This is a genomic window from Amycolatopsis sp. NPDC045836, from assembly GCF_056431745.1.
Window position 1 is genome coordinate 354106 of record NZ_JBWKKF010000003.1, and the last position, 14885, is coordinate 368990.

Consider the following 14885-nt stretch of genomic DNA (forward strand, 5'->3'; position numbering starts at 1 on the left):
CAGCCGCCGTGGGCACCCCCGGGCGGTCTGTCGAGTGTGGAGGTTCGCCGGTGGCACGAGCCGCGCCGATCGATTTCGCCCGTGCCGAACTCGACGCCGCCGGGATCACCGGCTCCGGGCTGCGCCACGCCTACCGCCGGTGCCGCGAGCTGAACGCCCGCCACGGCCGCACCTACTTCCTCGCCACGCGCCTGCTCCGGGCGGGCAGGCGCCCGGCGGTGCACGCGCTCTACGGCTTCGCGCGCTGGGTCGACGACCTGGTCGACGAGCCCGCCCCCGGAACCACCACCGCGGCCCTGACCGCACGGCTCGATCGGGTGGAAGCCGGGTTCACCGAGGCGCTGGCGGGTGGCCGGGCCACCGAGCCGGTGCTGGTCGCGGTGGCCGACACGATCCGGCGGCTGGCGCTGGACCCGGCGTTGTTCACCGCCTTCCTCCGGTCGATGCGGATGGACCTCACCGTCCGGGGTTATCCCACCCGGGCCGAACTGGCGGTCTACGTCCACGGTTCGGCGGAGGTGATCGGCCTGCAGATGCTGCCGGTGCTGGGCACGGTCACCGGGCGGGAGGAGGCCGCCGGGCCCGCGGCCGCGCTCGGCCGGGCCTTCCAGCTGACCAACTTCCTGCGTGACGTCGCCGAAGACCTCGATCGCGGCCGCGTGTACCTGCCGGCCGACGAACTCGCCGCCACCGGGGTGGACCGCGACCGGCTGTCCTGGTGCGTGCGGCAGCGGCGCACCGACGCGGCGGTGCGCGACGCGCTGGCGGCGCAGGTCGCGCACACCCGGGGCGTCTACCGCGAAGCGTGGCCCGGCGTGGCCATGCTGCAACCGGCTTCGAGGCCGTGCATCACCACGGCCTTCGACCTCTACTCCCGCATCCTGGACGAGATCGAGGCCGCGGACTACAACGTGTTCGCCCGGCGCGCCACGGTTTCGCGCCCGCGGCGGGCGGCGGTGGCGAGCGCGGCGGTGGCCAAGGTGGCGCGGGTGCGCCTGCGGGAGGCGCTGCCGGGAGGGCGGCGATGAGCCAGTTCGACTACCTCGCCGTGCTCGGCGCGTGCCTGCTCGTCACGCTGCCGCTGGAGTGGCTCGGGCCCCCGGTCTACCGCCGCCCGGTCCGGCTGGCGCGGGCGGTGCTGCCGGTGGCCGCGGTGTTCCTGGTGTGGGACCTGATCGCCATCGCGGGCGGGGTCTGGGGCTTCAACCCCGAGTTCACCACCGGCGTGGTGCTGCCGTTCTCCCTGCCCGTCGAGGAGTTGCTGTTCTTCCTGGTGATCCCGGTCTGCGGACTGCTCACCTTCGAGGCGGTCACGGGCACGCTCGCCTGGGTCCGCCGCCGGAGACGCCGATGATGGGCTACACCGTGCCCGCCGTGCTGTCGGTCCCCGTGGTGGTGGCGCTGGAACTGCTGGTGCTGCGGACCGGGTTGTTCCGGCGGCCCGCCTACTGGCTGACGATGGCGATCGTGACCGGGTTCCAGATCCCGGTGGACGGCTGGCTGACCAAGCTCAGCGCGCCGATCGTGACCTACGCACCCGAGCACTTCAGCGGGCTGCGGTTCCCGTGGGACATCCCGGTGGAGGACTTCCTCTTCGGTTTCTCCCTGGTGACCGCGGTGCTGCTGCTCTGGGTGCGGCAACAGCGGAAGGAGACGACGTGAAGGTGGGTCCCCGGGGGCTGGCGCGGGCGAAGGTGCCCGCCGCGTTCGACCGCGGCGCCGCGGCCTACGACCGGCTGGTCGGCGCCAATCCCGGCTACCACGAGCACCTGCGGTTGTCGGCGCGGCGGATGCGGCTGCCGGACGGCGGGGCCGGGCTGACCCTGCTGGACGCGGGGTGCGGTACCGGGGCGTCGACGGCGGCCCTGCTCTCGGTGGCGCCGAAGGCGAGCATCGTGGCCATCGACGCGTCCGCGGAAATGCTGCGCCAGGCCCGTGCGAAGGCGTGGCCCGCGTCGGTCCGCTTCGTGCACACGCGGGTCGAAGAGCTGGACGAAGGCCCGTTCGACGGCGTCCTCGCCGCCTACCTGCTGCGCAACCTCGACGATCCCGACGCGCAGTTGCGGCGGTTCGCCGAGTTGCTGCGGCCGGGCGCCCCGCTGGCCGTGCACGAGTACTCGGTGGCGGATTCGCTCCGGGCCCGGCTCGTCTGGCACGCCGTGTGCTGGTCGATCATCATCCCGGCCGGCCGGCTGGCCACCGGGGACGCCACGCTCTACCGCCACCTGTGGCACAGCGTGCGCACCTTCGACGGGGCGAACGCGTTCGAGGACCGGTTGCGGCGCAACGGTTTCACCCGGGTGCACCGGGAAACCGTGCCGGGCTGGCAGAACGGGGTGGTGCACACCTTCCTCGGTGACGCCGCATGACCGACCGGCGGCGGGCCGAGTACCCAGCGCCCCCCGGGCTCGACGACGCCGGGGCGTTGCAGCACCGGCCCCGGGCGGCGGTGGTCGGCGGCGGGATCGCCGGGCTGACCGCCGCGACCGCGCTCGCCGAACGCGGGGTTTCCGTGGACCTCTACGAGCGCGAGCCCCATCTCGGCGGTCGCGCGGGCGGCTGGGCGACCAGTCTGCCGGACGGCACACCCGTCACCATGAGCCGCGGTTTCCACGCCTTCTTCCGCCAGTACTACAACCTGCGCGCCCTGCTGCGGCGGGCCGATCCCGGGCTCGACCGGCTCACCCCGGTCGCGGACTACCCGCTGCTCGACGCGGCCGGGCGCACCGACTCCTTCCGCGGCCTGCCCCGCACCCCGCTGCTGAACGCGCTGGTGTTCGCCTTGCGCAGCCCGACCTTCCGGCTGCGCGACCTCACCCGGCTGAAGCCGGCACCCGCCCTGCCGCTGGCCACCGTGCGGGTGCCCGACGTCTACGAACAACTCGACGAGACCGACGCGGCCACCTACCTCGACCGGCTCGGCTTCCCGCCCGAGGCGCGGCACCTGGCGTTCGAGGTGTTCTCCCGCAGCTTCTTCGCCGCGCCGTCGGAGCTGTCGGCCGCCGAGCTGGCGACGATGTTCCACCTGTACTTCCTCGGTTCCTCCGAGGGGCTCGTCTTCGACGTGCCGACCGGCACCCATCCGGCCGCGCTGTGGCAGCCGCTCGCCGAGTACCTGCGTGGCCTCGGCGTGCGCCTCCACCTGGGCACGCCGATCGAGTCGGTGGGTCCCGGCTTCCGGCTCGCCGCTTCCGCCGGGGCCGCGGATTCCACGGTGGACGCGGTGGTGCTGGCGCTGGACGTGCCGGGCTTGAAGTCCGTGGTCGCGGCCTCCCCGGACCTGGGCACCCGAGCCTGGCGTGACCGGATTTCCGGGCTGCGGGTGGCCCCGCCGTTCCACGTGCGCCGCCTCTGGCTGGACCGGCCGGTGCGGGCGGACCGGCCCGCGTTCCTCGGCACCGGCAGCCTGCCCCCGCTGGACAACATCAGCGTGCTCGACCGGTTCGAGGACGAAGCCGGGGCCTGGGCGGCGCGGACCGGCGGCTCGGTGGTGGAACTGCACGCCTACGCCGTCGAAGGCGGCACCGGGGACCTCCCGCGGCGGCTGCTGGCCCGGTTGCACGAGGTCTACCCGGAGACCGCCGACGCCGTGGTGCTCGGGGACCTCGGTGAATGGCGGCAGGACTGCCCGCTGCCCGGCCTCGGTGACTTCGCCCGGCGCCCCGGGGTCGAGACGCCGGTGCCCGGCCTGGTGCTGGCCGGGGACGGGATCCGGGTCGACCTGCCGGTGGCGCTGATGGAACGCGCCGCCACCACCGGCTGGCACGCGGCCAACCGGTTGCTCGCCGGGTGGGGCTTGCGCGGGCACCCGACCTGGTCCGTGCCGAACGAGGGCCGCCTGGCGGTGTTCCGCGCCCTGGCCCGTCAACGCAGGAAGGACGTGACCCCGTGGGGTTGACCTGGCCGAGCCACTGGCCGCTGCAGCCCATCCCGCCCGAGCGGTGGGCCGCCCAGCAGCCCACCTTCGCCGACGCCAGGGCGACGGTGATCGAATCGGCGCTCAGCCGGGCGCTGGACCGGCCGTCCGGGAACTGGTTCGTGCTGGCGGCCAGCCGGTCGGTCCGCGCCGACCGGCCGTTCGGCGCCACCGTGGCCGGGCGGGAACTGGTGGCGTGGCGGGACCCCACCGGAACCGTCCACATCGGACCGGGCGCCTGCCCGCACCTCGGCGCGCCGCTGAGCGACGCCCGGCTGGACTGCGGGGCGCTGGTGTGCCGCTGGCACGGGCTGAAGGTGCCCGGCGAGGGCGGTTACGGCTGGCGGCCGTACCCCGCCTTCGACGACGGGGTGCTGACCTGGGTCCGGCTGGACGACCTCGGCGGTGAAGAGCCGCTGGACCGTCCCGTGCTGCCCGAACGCCCCGCGGACGGCCTTGACGCCGTGGCCGTGCTGGAAGGCGTGTGCGAGCCGGAGGACATCGTGGCCAACCGCCTCGACCCGTGGCACGGCGCGTGGTTCCACCCGTACTCGTTCGCCCGGCTCACCGTGGTCGGGACCCCGCGGGCCGACGACGACCGCTTCCTGGTCGACGTGACCTTCCGCGTCGCAGGCCGGCTGGGCGTGCCGGTGCGGGCGGAGTTCACCTGCCCGGAGCCGCGCACCGTGGTGATGCGCATCGTCGACGGGGAAGGCGAGGGCAGCGTGGTGGAGACCCACGCCACCCCGCTGGGCCCGGGCCCGGACGGCCGTCCCCGCACGGCGGTGGTCGAAGCGACCGTGGCCGGTTCGCCGCGGCCGGGGTTCGCCTTCGCCCACAAGGCCGCTCCGGTGGTGCGGCCGCTGATGAAGTGGACCGCGGCCAGGCTCTGGCGGGACGACCTCGCCTACGCCGAACGCCGCTACGCCATCCGCACCCGGGCGGTCGAATTCCCGCCGCCCCGACCGGCGACGCGCACCGACTGACGGGGTTGAGGCCGGCAACTGCGGCAGCACCGTGGTGGTGAACGCCGGGCCGGGCGCAGCGCGGTCCCGCCGCTGCTGGTGGCGGGCAGCGCGAAGTTCGGCCGCTTCGCCCGTACCGGGTGCTGCGGCTGGACGAGATCGACCGGATCATCACCGACGACGGGCTCGACGACGAGGCGGCCGAGCAGATCGCCGGCACGGGCACGTCGTCGGTGCGGGCGGGTGGTTCAGACACGGCTTGAGAGCACCGCGCTCACCGCGGCCGAAGCGTCGAGCAGCGCCCGCGACCGGGCGGTGATCGCCGCTTCCCTCGCGACGAGCGCGGTTTTGACGTCCTCGGCCCGGTTCCCGGCACGCACGTGCGGCATCAGGGCCCGCAGTGCGCCGATGCGGTGGCCGGCCCCGCGCAGCTGGTGCACGATCCGCGCGTCCCGGACCTGGACGGGCGAGTACCGGCGCCGCGCTCCCCTGGCCTCGTCGCGGTCCGGCACGACCAGGCCCTCGGCGTCCCAGTGCCGCAGGGTCGACGGGCGGACGCCCAGCGCGGTGGCGAGTTCGGACACGCTCATCGAATCCGCCGGAGCCACGTCGTGGATCGGCTCGGCGGAGATCGCTTCGGCGGCCCGTTCGGCGAGGCGGAGATCGGTGCGCTCGGTGTGCAGGTGCGCGTGGGCCGCGTCGAGCATCGCCAGCGCCCGCGACGGCGGCCCGTCGTTGACCGCCCGCATGATCCGCTTGGCCTCCACCGGGCCGGTTCCGGCGGCCAGTGCCCGGTAGGCCAGAGCGCACTGCACGTGCACCTCGCCGTAGACCCGGTAGCCCGAGGCGGTGCGCTCCGCCGGGGGCAGCACGCCGTCCCGTTCGAGGTTGCGCACCTGCTGCACCGAGTACCCGGCACGCCGGGCCACTTCGGCGGTTTTGAGGGTTGGCACCTGTCGACCTTACGTTCAGCGGCTCGAAGTCTCCACAAGCACTTCAATGAAACGCTGGAACACATGCAGACAGAGGAGATCATCGGCGTGGTGGACGGCCTCGACGGCGTGCTGACCGTGCGACCCGGCCCCGGTGACGGTTCACCGGAGTTGACCTGGGGCGACACGTTCTTCTTCTACGCCCCCGACGGCGTCATGCCGACGAACACCCAGCCGTTCGCCACCATCGTGACCAAGAACTACCCCGAAGACGAGAAGTCGCGTTTGGACCGTCCGGACACCTTCCGGGTCAACGTGAACGCGGGCAAGGAAAACTTCCGCAAGTGGGCGGGCCACGCCCCGCGCGAGGCACCCGCCGAGGAGGTCGACCACAGCGCCGCCGACACGCTGTTCGCGCACCCGGTCTACGGTGCGGTCGGCTGGCTCGCCGTGGTGAACCCCGGCCCGCGGACCGAGGCCGTGCTCCGGGAACTGCTGCACACCGCCTACGAACAGGCCAGGTCCCGGTACGAACGCCGCGCGGGCTGACCGGCGTTAGGCTCGGTCCGTGCCGAAGGATGCCATCGACCAGATGGTCGACGAGTGGACCGCTCACGAAACCGGGCTCGACGTCAGCGCGCTGCACGTGGTCGGCAGGCTGTTCCGCTGCGCCGGCCACGGGCAGGCCGCGGTGGTGGCCGCGCTGCGCCCGCTCGGGCTGAGCTACGGCGATTTCGACGTGCTGAACACGCTCCGCCGGCGCGCCGATCCCGAGGGCACGCATCCGCGGGAACTGGCCGAAACCGCGTTGATCACCTCCGGCGCGATGACCGCGCGCCTGGACCGGCTGGAGCGCGCCGGCCTGGTGGCCCGCGACCCCGACCCGGACGACCGGCGCGCGGTGCGCATCCGGCTCACCGGGGCCGGGGCCGAACTGGCGGCGAAGGCACTCGACGCGGTGCTGGCCGCCGATGCGGAGTTCCTCGCCCCACTCGGTGCGGCACAACGGGAAACGCTGGCCGCGCTGCTCAAGGAACTCCTGCTGCACGCGGAGGCGGCCCGCTGATCAGGCGTGCTCGGCGTCGAACTCCGCCTTGAACGCGGCGGCTCGTTCGATCGAGTCGAACGGCCAGCTGACCAAGCTCACCGGCACCCGCCCGGCGAGCGCCGCGGACACGTCGCGCGCGGCGGTCAGCGACGCCCCGCCGCAGACCTCGATCAGCTCCGCGCCGCGGTCCGCCAGTTCCCGCGCGACCGCGACGGCGGTGGCGGCATCCGGCGCCGCGACCGCGGTGGTCCGCCTGCCGCCGCCGTGCTCGCGGACCACGCGGTGCACGGCCGGATCGGCGCTGGGGTGGCCGACGAAGACGGTGACCGTGTCGGCGACCGGCCCGGTGGGCGCACCGCCGAGGCCGAACCCGGCCACGCCGACCGCCGCACGGCCGTCCACCGCCTCGATCACCTCCGCGGCTTCCGCCAGGCCGAAGCCGCGGTACAGCTCGATCAGCTTCACCCCGGCCGCCGCCTGCTCGGCGGCCACCCGCGCGGCGGCGGCCCCGTCCGGCACCCAGACCAGCAGCGACTCGCTGTCCCCGAAGTTCTGGACCAGCCGGTCGTGCTCGGGATCGGTGCCGGGTTCGAGGAAGAGGAACATCTCGTTCATCGCGGGCCTCCAATTAGCTTGCCATTGAACTACTTGATGCCAAGCTTAACCGGGACGGGTGCCCGGGTATTCCCGCGTGCGTTGCCGGGTAGCCGGGCGGCATGAACCTCCCAGCACCGACAGCGGCCGACACGGCCCAGCCCCGCACCGCGATCGTCACCGGCTCGGACTCCGGGATCGGCCGGGCCATCGCGGTCGCCCTGGCCGGCGGTGGCCTCGACGTCGGCATCACCTACCACTCCGATGCCGGCGGCGCTGAGGACACCGCCTCGGAAGTGCGTTCGCACGGCGTCACCGCGCACGTCCGGCAGCTGGACCTGACCCGGCTGCCCGGTGAGGCCGACGTCATCGACGCGCTCGCGCAGGACCTCGGCGGGGTCGACGTCCTGGTCAACTGCTCCGGCACGGGCAGCACCGAACTCGCCGTCGACATGGACTTCGCCAAGTGGCGCGAAGTGGTCGCGGTCGACCTCGACGGGCCGTTCGCCTGCTCCCAGCGGGCGGCCAGGCACATGATCGCCGCCGGGCGCGGCGGCCGGATCATCACCATCACCAGCGTGCACGAGCACGCCCCGCGGGTCGGCGCGGCACCCTACTGCGCGGCGAAGGCGGGTGCGGGCGCGCTCACCAAGGTGCTGGCCATCGAACTCGCGCGGCACGGCATCACGGTGAACTCGGTGGCGCCGGGTGAGATCTCCACCCCGATGACCGGCCAGACCGATGTGGACCCGCGCGCGCAGGAACGCCCCGGCGTACCACTCGGCCGCACCGGCGACGCCCGCGAGGTCGCCGCCGCCGTCGCCTTCCTGGCCACGCCCGCCGCCGCCTACATCACCGGTGCCTCCCTGGTGGTCGACGGCGGCATGCTGCTGATGGGCCCGCAGGCGTCGAGCGAACTGGGCTCACACGACTGGCGGGCGCCCTGACTCACCGGCGGAACCGGCGCACCGCCGCTTCGACGGAGTCCACCCGCGTCCTGAGCCGGTTGACCGCCCGGCGCACCCGCTGCCGGGCGGCTTCGCCGTTGTGCTGCTCGGGGCTCACGGCCGGGGTGGGGATTTCGGGGTGCTCCGGGCTGACGGCCTGGTGGGGCACCTCCACTTCAGGCCGCGCATGTGCGGGTCGGCTGGCGCTTTCCTCCTGACGGGGAGCGGCCTGCGTGACCGGCAACGCTTCGTCCGCAGCGGACGGCTCTTGCCGCTGGGGAGCAACCTCGGCGAAGGACTCCTCCTGTTGGGGCGCGACCCCGGCGAACGGCTCCTCTCGCTGAGGCGTCACTTCGGCACGCGACCCCTCCCGCTGGGGCGCGGCCTCAGCAAACGGCTCCTCCCGCTGAGGCGAGGCAGCGGAAAGTGGCTCCTCCCGCTGAGACGCCACCCCAGCAAGCGACCCCTCCCGCGAGGACGCGACCCCAGCAAACGGCTCCTCCCGCTGAGGCGAGGCAGCGGAAAGTGGCTCCTCCCGCTGAGACGCCACCCCAGCGAACGACTCCTCCCGCTGGGGCGCGGTTTCAGCGACGGCGATCGGCTCGCGCTGAGGCATGACCTCGGTAGCGGCGAACGACTCCCGCTGAGGCACATCAGCCACCGGCAGCGACTCCCCGCGCTGGGATGCTCCGATGCTCTCGGCCCCAGCGGTGGGCGGCTCCCATTGGGCCGCAGCCCCACCAACGGGAAGCGAATCCTCCCGCTGAGGCGCGGCCTCAGCCGCCGCAAGCGGCTCCTCACGTGGAGGCGCGACCTCGGCAGCGGCAAGCGACTCCCGCTGGGGCGCATCAGCAACGGGAAGCGGCTCCTCGCGGTTCGGCCGGGTGGAGGCGGGGTCCGCGACTTCGCCCTGGGGTGGCTGGGCGAGTTCTTCCCAGCTCAACTGGGCCGCCTGCGGAACCGGCTGTTCGGTGGCCGTGTGCTGCCCACTGGTCCACGGGTTCACCGGACCGGCCTGCCCGTGGGTCGACGGCCCGGCACCCGACCACGCCTGCGCAGCTGCCGGCTCTGCCTGATCCGACTGCGCGGGAACTGTCGGCTCCGCGGCGAAATCCGCCCCGGCGGGCGCACTCGACCACTCGTCGGCCGGGATGCGTTCTTCCTGCGCTCCCAAGGGTTCCGTCTCGGCGGGTTGGGGGGCGCTCGACCAGGTGCCGACCGAAGGTCCAGCCGGGGCCGGGCCCGCCAGGGCCGGTTCCTCCCAGGCCGAGCGCGCGGGAGCCGCGGGCTCAACCGCCGAGCCCGCTCGAACCGGCTCTTCCCAAGCCGCCGGCTCCGGCTGCACTCCCGCCGGCTCCCGTTCCCGGCCATCCGCCTGGACCGGGATCTCCACGTCCTCCACCGGCCCCGCCATGCTCACCGGGCGCCGGGAGAACTCGTCCTGGTAGGCGGGGATGTCTTCGGCCACCGGCGAGACATCGTCCTCGTGAACCGGGACGTAGCGCGCCGATTCGTACGCCCGTGCGTTCTGCTCCCGGCTCACCGTCCGGACGGGCACATCGTCGACCGAACGCCGGTGCCTGCCTTCGGTGCTTTCCACCCCACCCCGCGCCGCCAGGGAGGCTTCGGCGCTGACCGGCAGGTCCGGCTGCCGCATCGGCTGGGTGGGCACCAGGTTCACGCCCGAACCGTCGTGCGGCGCCACCCCCTCCGCCACCTCGTCCGCCTTGACCGGCAGGTCCTCCTGCCGTAGCGGCTGGGTGTGCAGCAGCACCCCACCCGGGTCCTGGTCGTCGAGGTTGCCTTCGAACACGCCGGTCGCGGTCTTCTTCTCCGCCCGCGGCACCTGGTCCGGCGACAGCCCCGCCATCTCCGGGGTGATCACCGGCAGCATCAGCGGCGTGTGCGCGTTGTCGGCGTTCGGCACGCAGCGTTCCTTCGCGAACGGGTACTCCGCCAGCGGATCGGCGGCGTTCCGGGCCGGCGGCCGACGGCGTCCCCGCGCCAAGCCAGCCAAACCCACCAAACCCAGCAGCCCACCGAGCCCCGCGAGTCCCCACCAAAGCGCGTTCATCTTTCACCACTCTCCTCGTCCGTCGACCACGACCGGCGTACCCGGACCGGGGTGGACTACCGCACCTGCCCCCGAACGTGTGACACCCGGCCCGGAAAAATCCCCCGTTGGTGAGGCATGGATCGCGATCTGCCGGGAAGCCGGAGGGGACAGCCGCTCGCGAGGAGGACCGGATGATCACCGCCGAGGACGTGCGCCGACTGCGCGAGGCCGAACTGGACGATCCGGTCCTGGTGGTGCTCGAAGGCCGTGCGCTGGTGCTCTCCCGCGACGAACTCGACCACGACCGCTACCACGGCGCCGTTTCCCTGCTGGCCAAAGCCGACCTCGAGGACGAGCTGACCCACCGGGGAATCGACGAGATCGCCGCCGAACTCGACGTCCGGCTGCGCACGCTCGGCGGCTGATCCACCCGCGGAAGGAGACCACCATGGCCCAGCACCGGAAGTCCGACGACCGCCAGGACGAGGACGAAGCCAGGGAACGCGAGGTGCTCCGCGGGGAGCAGGGCACCTCGGGCGACCCGCACGACGACACCGACCCGCAGTCCGGTTGACGAGGAGGCCATCGTGACCCCACCCGACCACCCCGCGCTCCGGCAGATCGAACAGAGCCTGCGTGACGAGGACCCCCGGTTCGCCGCGAAACTGCGTGCCGGGCACGCGGCGCAGGCGAAGCGGTGGCGGCTGATCCTCACCCTGACCGACGTCACCGTGCTGCTGATGCTGGTCGTCGGCCTGGTCAGCAACAGCGCCGCGCTGCTGCTGTGGGGGCTGCTCGGCCTGGCCGGCGTCGCCTGCGTGCACTGGACCCGGCGCCGGGAAACCGTCACCGAAAGCTAGCGTTTCACCCGTACGGGCGCGGGTTACTCCCCGGTCGTGATCAGAATGTGGTTGCTCAACCGGCTCCGGCCGCAGCGGGACGACACCGCCGTCACCATGGAACTGGCCTGCGGCGGGCGGATCCGCCTCCGGCCGAACGACCGGGGCTCCAGCATCGAGCTGACCAGCGCGCCGGACGGCCAGCTCGGCCCGTCCACCACGCGGCTGGAGCTGTCCGTCGCCGAGACCTTCGAACTGCGGGCGGCGCTCAACGCCACGGCACCGGAGCAGCCGGTCAGCGCCTGAGCACGGGAATTCGCTTGGCGCGCCCCATTAGGGTGACCGTATGACGTCGGTCAAGCAGGTCCAGGTCACCTTCGACTGCGCGGAGCCCGAACGCCTCGCCCGGTTCTGGTGCGAAGTGCTCGGATACGTCGTGCCGCCGGCCCCGAGGGGGTTCGCCACCTGGGACGAGTTCGATCGCTCGCTGCCGCCGGAGGACCAGGGGCGCTCGTTCGCCTGCGTCGATCCCAACGGGGTCGGCCCGCGCCTGTACTTCCAGCGCGTGCCCGAGGGCAAGGTGGTCAAGAACCGGGTGCACCTCTGCGTGCGGGCGGGCACCGGCCTCGTCGGGGACGAGCGGCTCGCCACGCTCAAGGCCGAGAGCGAACGGCTGATCGCGCTCGGTGCGGTGTGCGAGCGGGTGATGGTCGCCGACGAGCACAACGAGTCGTGCATCGTCATGCAGGACATCGAGGGCAACGAGTTCTGCCTCGACTGACCCCGGAGGGATCAGCAGGCCGCGGGCAACGCCTCCGGCGGGTCGAACGGCGCATTCATGGCCTTGGCCAGCATCGGCAGTGAACGGTGCAGTTCCCGTTCCCAGTACGGCCAGGTGTGCGTACCGGGCCCGTACCGGCACGTGGTCACCTTCGCCCCGGCCTTGACCAGCCGCGCCGCCGTCGCGGCGGTCTGCTCGCCCAGGGCCTGCTCGGTCGCGTCGAACGGGGCGCCCGGCGGGTCCAGCGGCCCGGGCTGCCCGTTGCCCGAGGCCAGGTACACCGGCAGCCCGCGCAGCCGCCAGGCCAGGTCGTACGGGTTGTGCGCGGCCCAGATCCGGGCCTGCTCCACCGGATCACCCCACAGCGCCAGCGGATCCTCCCCGAAGGAGGCGATCAGCTCCAGCAGGCCCGCGGCGAAGGCCCCGTCCCCGTGGGTGGGGTGCACCACGCCGCTGTAGGAAGCAGCCGCCCGGAACATGCCGGGGTGCCGTCCCGCGTAGGACAGCGCGCCGAAGCCGCCCATGGACAGGCCCGCGACCGCGCGTTCGTGGCCGGAGCGGTACCGGTGCTCCAGCAGGCGCCGCAATTCGGTGAGGTGGAAGGTTTCCCACGCCGGGCCGGACAGCCAGTTCGAGTAGAAACCGACGTCACCGGCTTCCGGCATGACGATCAGCGCGCCGAGGTCCTGGGTGTGGGCCTCGACGTCGGTGTGGGTGGTCCATTCGAGCTGCCCTTCGCCAGCCGAGCAGCAGCCGTGCAGCAGGTAGAGCGCCGGCCACCGCTTGCCCGGCTCGGCGTCGAAGCCCTCGGGCAGCAGCAGGCGCACCCCGACGTCCGCCCGCAACGCCGGCGAGCGGACCTTCAGTTCCACCAGCCGTCCGCTGAGCTGCCGCTCCTCGAGCACCACCGCCCGGCCCGGCTGGGCCACCGCCGGTGCCGCCACCGCCAGGCCGGCCAGCGTCAGCAACAGGATCAGCGCTTTCCTCAGCATGGCGGGCCTTCGCGGTCGGTCGTCAGGCGGGCACCTTCAGCTTCTCGCCTGCCACCGAGCCAGGTCAAGCAACAGTGGAATAGGCCGCCGCCCTCGCGGGTTGAGGCGGAGATGAGCGACTTCAACACCCAGGTGATCGACGAGTTCCGCGCCAACGAGGGCCGCGTCGGCGGGCCCTTCGCCGGCGCGCCGCTCCTGCTGCTGCACCACACCGGCGCCCGCAGCGGCCGCGAGCAGATCAGTCCGCTGATGTACCTCCCGGACGGCGAGCGCCGCCTGATCTTCGCCTCGAACGGCGGCGCCGACCGGCACCCGGCCTGGTACCACAACGTCAAGGCCAATCCGGACACCAAGATCGAGGTCGGCACGGAAACCGTCGCGGTGCGCGCCGTCGAGATCACCGGCGCCGAGCGCGACGAGCTGTACGCCCGTCAAGCCGAGCTGTACCTCGGCTTCGCGAAGTACCAGGAGGGCACCAGCCGGGTGATCCCGGTGGTCGCGCTGGTGCCCGCCCAGGACGCGTGACCCGCGGCGCTCACGGCGCGGGTTCCAGGTGCACCACCTTCACCTGCGTCATCTCGTCGAGCAGTTCCGGGCCGTAACCGAAGCCGGAGCCGCTGGCGCCCCGCGGTTCGGCCGCGCCACCCGGGGCGCCACCGAACACCGAGTTCACCTTCACCGTGCCCGCGGGCAGTTCCCGCCAGGCCCGCTGGGCGTTGGCCATCGACCGGGTCAGCACGGTGGCCGCGAGGCCGTACTCGCCGGTGGCCGCTTCCGCCATGCCCTCGTCGAAGTCGCGGACCACCTGCACCGGCGCGACCGGCCCGAAGGTCTCCTCCCGCATCACCAGCAGCTCGCCGGTGCAGCCGGTGAGCACGGTCGCCGGGTACTGCGGACCGGCGGGCGCCTCCCCACCGGCGACCAGCTGCGCGCCGTTCGCCAGCGCCTCACGCACGTGCGCGTCCACCTTGTCCCGCTGCCGGTTGTCCACCAGCGGCAGCAGACCGCGGGACCGCGCCTCCACGGCGAGGGCGGCGACGAACGGCTCGGCGATCGCCTCGTGCACGTAGATGCGCTCGACCGCGACGCAGATCTGCCCCGAGTTGGCGAAGGCACCGAGTGCGGCCTGCCCGGCCGCCCAGGCCGGGTCCACGTCGCCGTCGACCACGAGCGGGTCGTTGCCGCCGTTCTCCAGCAACGCCTTCGCCCCGCTGCGGGCGCAGGCCAGCGCGATCGACCGGCCCGCCTCCACGCTGCCGACGTGCGCGACCAGGTCGACCCCGCGGTGCCCGGCCAGTTCCGCGCCGACCAGGCCGTCCCCGGGCACCGTCTGCAGCACCCCGTCCGGCAGGCACTCCGCCAGGACCTCCCCGAGCAGCGCGCCGGTCATCGGAGCGCGCTCGCTCGGCTTGTGCACCACCGCGTTGCCGGTGACCAGTGCCGCGCCGAGCAGGCCGCAGGCCACCGCCACCGGGTCGTTCCACGGGGTCAACGCGACCACCACGCCCCGGGGTTCGGCCACCATGAAGTCGGTGGCCGAGATGTTCCCGTGCAGCGTGCGCCCGCGGTGCAGCGGGCCGAGCTCGGCGTACTGCTCCAGCGTGCCCGCTCCGGCGAGCACGCCTTCGGCGGCTTCGGCCTCGACGCGGCCGGTGTCGGATTCGTTGGCCTTGGCCAGTTCCTCGACCCGCTCGCGCAACGCGGCCGCCGCCCGTCGCAGCGCGGCACCGCGTTCGGTGGCCGGGGTGGCGGCCCAGGCGCGCTGGGCCTGCCTGGCCGTGGTGATCGTCGCGGCCGTGTCGGGCATGGGGACCT

21 protein-coding genes are annotated in these 14885 nt (G+C 73.4%); 16 read left to right on the forward strand and 5 right to left on the reverse strand.

The features are described 5' to 3' along the window. Window positions 1-50: 50 nt before the first annotated feature. The 7 genes from AC07EG_RS06555 (at window position 51) to AC07EG_RS06585 (ending at window position 5144) form a co-directional block, all read left to right on the forward strand. Window positions 51-1028, forward strand: coding sequence for a phytoene/squalene synthase family protein (locus AC07EG_RS06555; protein ID WP_478252005.1), 978 nt, complete (start codon window positions 51-53; stop codon window positions 1026-1028). Beyond that, window positions 1025-1354: a lycopene cyclase domain-containing protein gene (locus AC07EG_RS06560; protein ID WP_478252006.1), complete on the forward strand. Its 330-nt coding sequence runs from the start codon at window positions 1025-1027 to the stop codon at window positions 1352-1354. Before AC07EG_RS06555 ends, AC07EG_RS06560 begins: the two co-directional genes overlap by 4 nt. Further along, a complete protein-coding gene (locus tag AC07EG_RS06565; RefSeq protein WP_478252007.1) occupies window positions 1351-1662 on the forward strand; it encodes a lycopene cyclase domain-containing protein in 312 nt (103 codons plus the stop codon). The genes AC07EG_RS06560 and AC07EG_RS06565 overlap by 4 nt, the downstream gene beginning before the upstream one ends. Beyond that, entirely contained in the window at window positions 1659-2369 is a 711-nt protein-coding gene (locus AC07EG_RS06570) for a class I SAM-dependent methyltransferase (protein ID WP_478252008.1), read from the forward strand. Before AC07EG_RS06565 ends, AC07EG_RS06570 begins: the two co-directional genes overlap by 4 nt. After that, on the forward strand, window positions 2366-3898 hold the full coding sequence (locus AC07EG_RS06575; RefSeq protein WP_478252009.1) for an FAD-dependent oxidoreductase: 1533 nt from the start codon (window positions 2366-2368) through the stop codon (window positions 3896-3898). Before AC07EG_RS06570 ends, AC07EG_RS06575 begins: the two co-directional genes overlap by 4 nt. Next, window positions 3889-4902 carry a Rieske (2Fe-2S) protein gene (locus AC07EG_RS06580; RefSeq protein ID WP_478252010.1) on the forward strand — a complete coding sequence of 338 codons (1014 nt, stop codon included), beginning with the start codon at window positions 3889-3891 and terminating at the stop codon, window positions 4900-4902. Before AC07EG_RS06575 ends, AC07EG_RS06580 begins: the two co-directional genes overlap by 10 nt. A gap of 119 nt (window positions 4903-5021) precedes the next feature. Further along, window positions 5022-5144: a hypothetical protein gene (locus tag AC07EG_RS06585; protein WP_478252011.1), complete on the forward strand. Its 123-nt coding sequence runs from the start codon at window positions 5022-5024 to the stop codon at window positions 5142-5144. Here the strand turns inward: AC07EG_RS06585 and AC07EG_RS06590 are convergent. Continuing rightward, the gene (locus AC07EG_RS06590) at window positions 5130-5834 is read right to left on the reverse strand and encodes a MerR family transcriptional regulator (RefSeq protein WP_478252012.1); all 705 of its coding nucleotides are present in this window, start codon (window positions 5832-5834) and stop codon (window positions 5130-5132) included. The genes AC07EG_RS06585 and AC07EG_RS06590 overlap by 15 nt on opposite strands. A gap of 63 nt (window positions 5835-5897) precedes the next feature. On the opposite strand from AC07EG_RS06590, the gene AC07EG_RS06595 reads away from it, so the two are divergent. Together AC07EG_RS06595 and AC07EG_RS06600 are read left to right on the forward strand one after the other, a co-directional pair. Beyond that, window positions 5898-6362, forward strand: coding sequence for a DUF6194 family protein (locus AC07EG_RS06595; protein WP_478252013.1), 465 nt, complete (start codon window positions 5898-5900; stop codon window positions 6360-6362). A 19-nt stretch (window positions 6363-6381) separates the two neighbouring features. Beyond that, entirely contained in the window at window positions 6382-6879 is a 498-nt protein-coding gene (locus AC07EG_RS06600; protein WP_478252014.1) for a MarR family winged helix-turn-helix transcriptional regulator, read from the forward strand. On the opposite strand, the gene AC07EG_RS06605 is transcribed toward AC07EG_RS06600, so the two are convergent. After that, a complete protein-coding gene (locus AC07EG_RS06605; protein WP_478252015.1) occupies window positions 6880-7476 on the reverse strand; it encodes a DUF6506 family protein in 597 nt (198 codons plus the stop codon). A gap of 101 nt (window positions 7477-7577) precedes the next feature. On the opposite strand from AC07EG_RS06605, the gene AC07EG_RS06610 reads away from it, so the two are divergent. Then, the gene (locus AC07EG_RS06610) at window positions 7578-8402 is read left to right on the forward strand and encodes an SDR family oxidoreductase (RefSeq protein ID WP_478252016.1); all 825 of its coding nucleotides are present in this window, start codon (window positions 7578-7580) and stop codon (window positions 8400-8402) included. Window position 8403: 1 nt separating this feature from the next. Here the strand turns inward: AC07EG_RS06610 and AC07EG_RS06615 are convergent, their stop codons facing one another. Next, window positions 8404-10476: a hypothetical protein gene (locus tag AC07EG_RS06615; protein WP_478252017.1), complete on the reverse strand. Its 2073-nt coding sequence runs from the start codon at window positions 10474-10476 to the stop codon at window positions 8404-8406. Between the two features lie 173 nt (window positions 10477-10649). Here AC07EG_RS06615 and AC07EG_RS06620 point away from each other — a divergent pair, with 173 nt between their 5' ends. Genes AC07EG_RS06620 through AC07EG_RS06640 form a run of 5 tightly spaced genes read left to right on the forward strand, consistent with a single transcriptional unit; the run spans window position 10650 to window position 12078 of the window. Further along, window positions 10650-10883 (forward strand): hypothetical protein, encoded by a 234-nt coding sequence (locus AC07EG_RS06620; protein ID WP_478252018.1) that lies wholly within the window; start codon window positions 10650-10652, stop codon window positions 10881-10883. A 23-nt stretch (window positions 10884-10906) separates the two neighbouring features. Beyond that, entirely contained in the window at window positions 10907-11032 is a 126-nt protein-coding gene (locus AC07EG_RS06625; RefSeq protein ID WP_478252019.1) for a hypothetical protein, read from the forward strand. Window positions 11033-11045: 13 nt separating this feature from the next. Further along, window positions 11046-11318 (forward strand): DUF3040 domain-containing protein, encoded by a 273-nt coding sequence (locus AC07EG_RS06630; RefSeq protein WP_478252020.1) that lies wholly within the window; start codon window positions 11046-11048, stop codon window positions 11316-11318. Between the two features lie 36 nt (window positions 11319-11354). Further along, window positions 11355-11603, forward strand: coding sequence for a hypothetical protein (locus tag AC07EG_RS06635; protein ID WP_478252021.1), 249 nt, complete (start codon window positions 11355-11357; stop codon window positions 11601-11603). A 40-nt stretch (window positions 11604-11643) separates the two neighbouring features. After that, window positions 11644-12078 (forward strand): VOC family protein, encoded by a 435-nt coding sequence (locus tag AC07EG_RS06640; RefSeq protein WP_478252022.1) that lies wholly within the window; start codon window positions 11644-11646, stop codon window positions 12076-12078. Window positions 12079-12089: 11 nt separating this feature from the next. Here AC07EG_RS06640 and AC07EG_RS06645 read toward each other — a convergent pair whose 3' ends face one another. Beyond that, on the reverse strand, window positions 12090-13070 hold the full coding sequence (locus tag AC07EG_RS06645) for an alpha/beta hydrolase (protein ID WP_478252023.1): 981 nt from the start codon (window positions 13068-13070) through the stop codon (window positions 12090-12092). A gap of 111 nt (window positions 13071-13181) precedes the next feature. Between AC07EG_RS06645 and AC07EG_RS06650 the strand changes: the two genes are divergently transcribed. Further along, window positions 13182-13595, forward strand: a complete 414-nt coding sequence (locus AC07EG_RS06650; protein ID WP_478252024.1) for a nitroreductase family deazaflavin-dependent oxidoreductase — start codon at window positions 13182-13184, stop codon at window positions 13593-13595. A gap of 10 nt (window positions 13596-13605) precedes the next feature. On the opposite strand, the gene AC07EG_RS06655 is transcribed toward AC07EG_RS06650, so the two are convergent. Continuing rightward, a complete protein-coding gene (locus AC07EG_RS06655; RefSeq protein WP_478252025.1) occupies window positions 13606-14877 on the reverse strand; it encodes an aldehyde dehydrogenase family protein in 1272 nt (423 codons plus the stop codon). Window positions 14878-14885 lie beyond the last annotated feature (8 nt).

What these genes read in the sequence shown, in the direction of transcription:
- AC07EG_RS06560 (WP_478252006.1), top strand. Translation starts at nt 1,025, where the DNA reads ATGAGCCAGTTCGACTACCTCGCCGTGCTCGGCGCGTGCCTGCTCGTC.
- AC07EG_RS06565 (WP_478252007.1), top strand. Translation starts at nt 1,351, where the DNA reads ATGATGGGCTACACCGTGCCCGCCGTGCTGTCGGTCCCCGTGGTGGTG.
- AC07EG_RS06575 (WP_478252009.1), top strand. Translation starts at nt 2,366, where the DNA reads ATGACCGACCGGCGGCGGGCCGAGTACCCAGCGCCCCCCGGGCTCGAC.
- AC07EG_RS06595 (WP_478252013.1), top strand. Translation starts at nt 5,898, where the DNA reads ATGCAGACAGAGGAGATCATCGGCGTGGTGGACGGCCTCGACGGCGTG.
- AC07EG_RS06605 (WP_478252015.1), bottom strand. Translation starts at nt 7,476, where the DNA reads ATGAACGAGATGTTCCTCTTCCTCGAACCCGGCACCGATCCCGAGCAC.
- AC07EG_RS06610 (WP_478252016.1), top strand. Translation starts at nt 7,578, where the DNA reads ATGAACCTCCCAGCACCGACAGCGGCCGACACGGCCCAGCCCCGCACC.
- AC07EG_RS06615 (WP_478252017.1), bottom strand. Translation starts at nt 10,476, where the DNA reads ATGAACGCGCTTTGGTGGGGACTCGCGGGGCTCGGTGGGCTGCTGGGT.
- AC07EG_RS06620 (WP_478252018.1), top strand. Translation starts at nt 10,650, where the DNA reads ATGATCACCGCCGAGGACGTGCGCCGACTGCGCGAGGCCGAACTGGAC.
- AC07EG_RS06625 (WP_478252019.1), top strand. Translation starts at nt 10,907, where the DNA reads ATGGCCCAGCACCGGAAGTCCGACGACCGCCAGGACGAGGACGAAGCC.
- AC07EG_RS06640 (WP_478252022.1), top strand. Translation starts at nt 11,644, where the DNA reads ATGACGTCGGTCAAGCAGGTCCAGGTCACCTTCGACTGCGCGGAGCCC.
- AC07EG_RS06645 (WP_478252023.1), bottom strand. Translation starts at nt 13,070, where the DNA reads ATGCTGAGGAAAGCGCTGATCCTGTTGCTGACGCTGGCCGGCCTGGCG.
- AC07EG_RS06650 (WP_478252024.1), top strand. Translation starts at nt 13,182, where the DNA reads ATGAGCGACTTCAACACCCAGGTGATCGACGAGTTCCGCGCCAACGAG.
- AC07EG_RS06655 (WP_478252025.1), bottom strand. Translation starts at nt 14,877, where the DNA reads ATGCCCGACACGGCCGCGACGATCACCACGGCCAGGCAGGCCCAGCGC.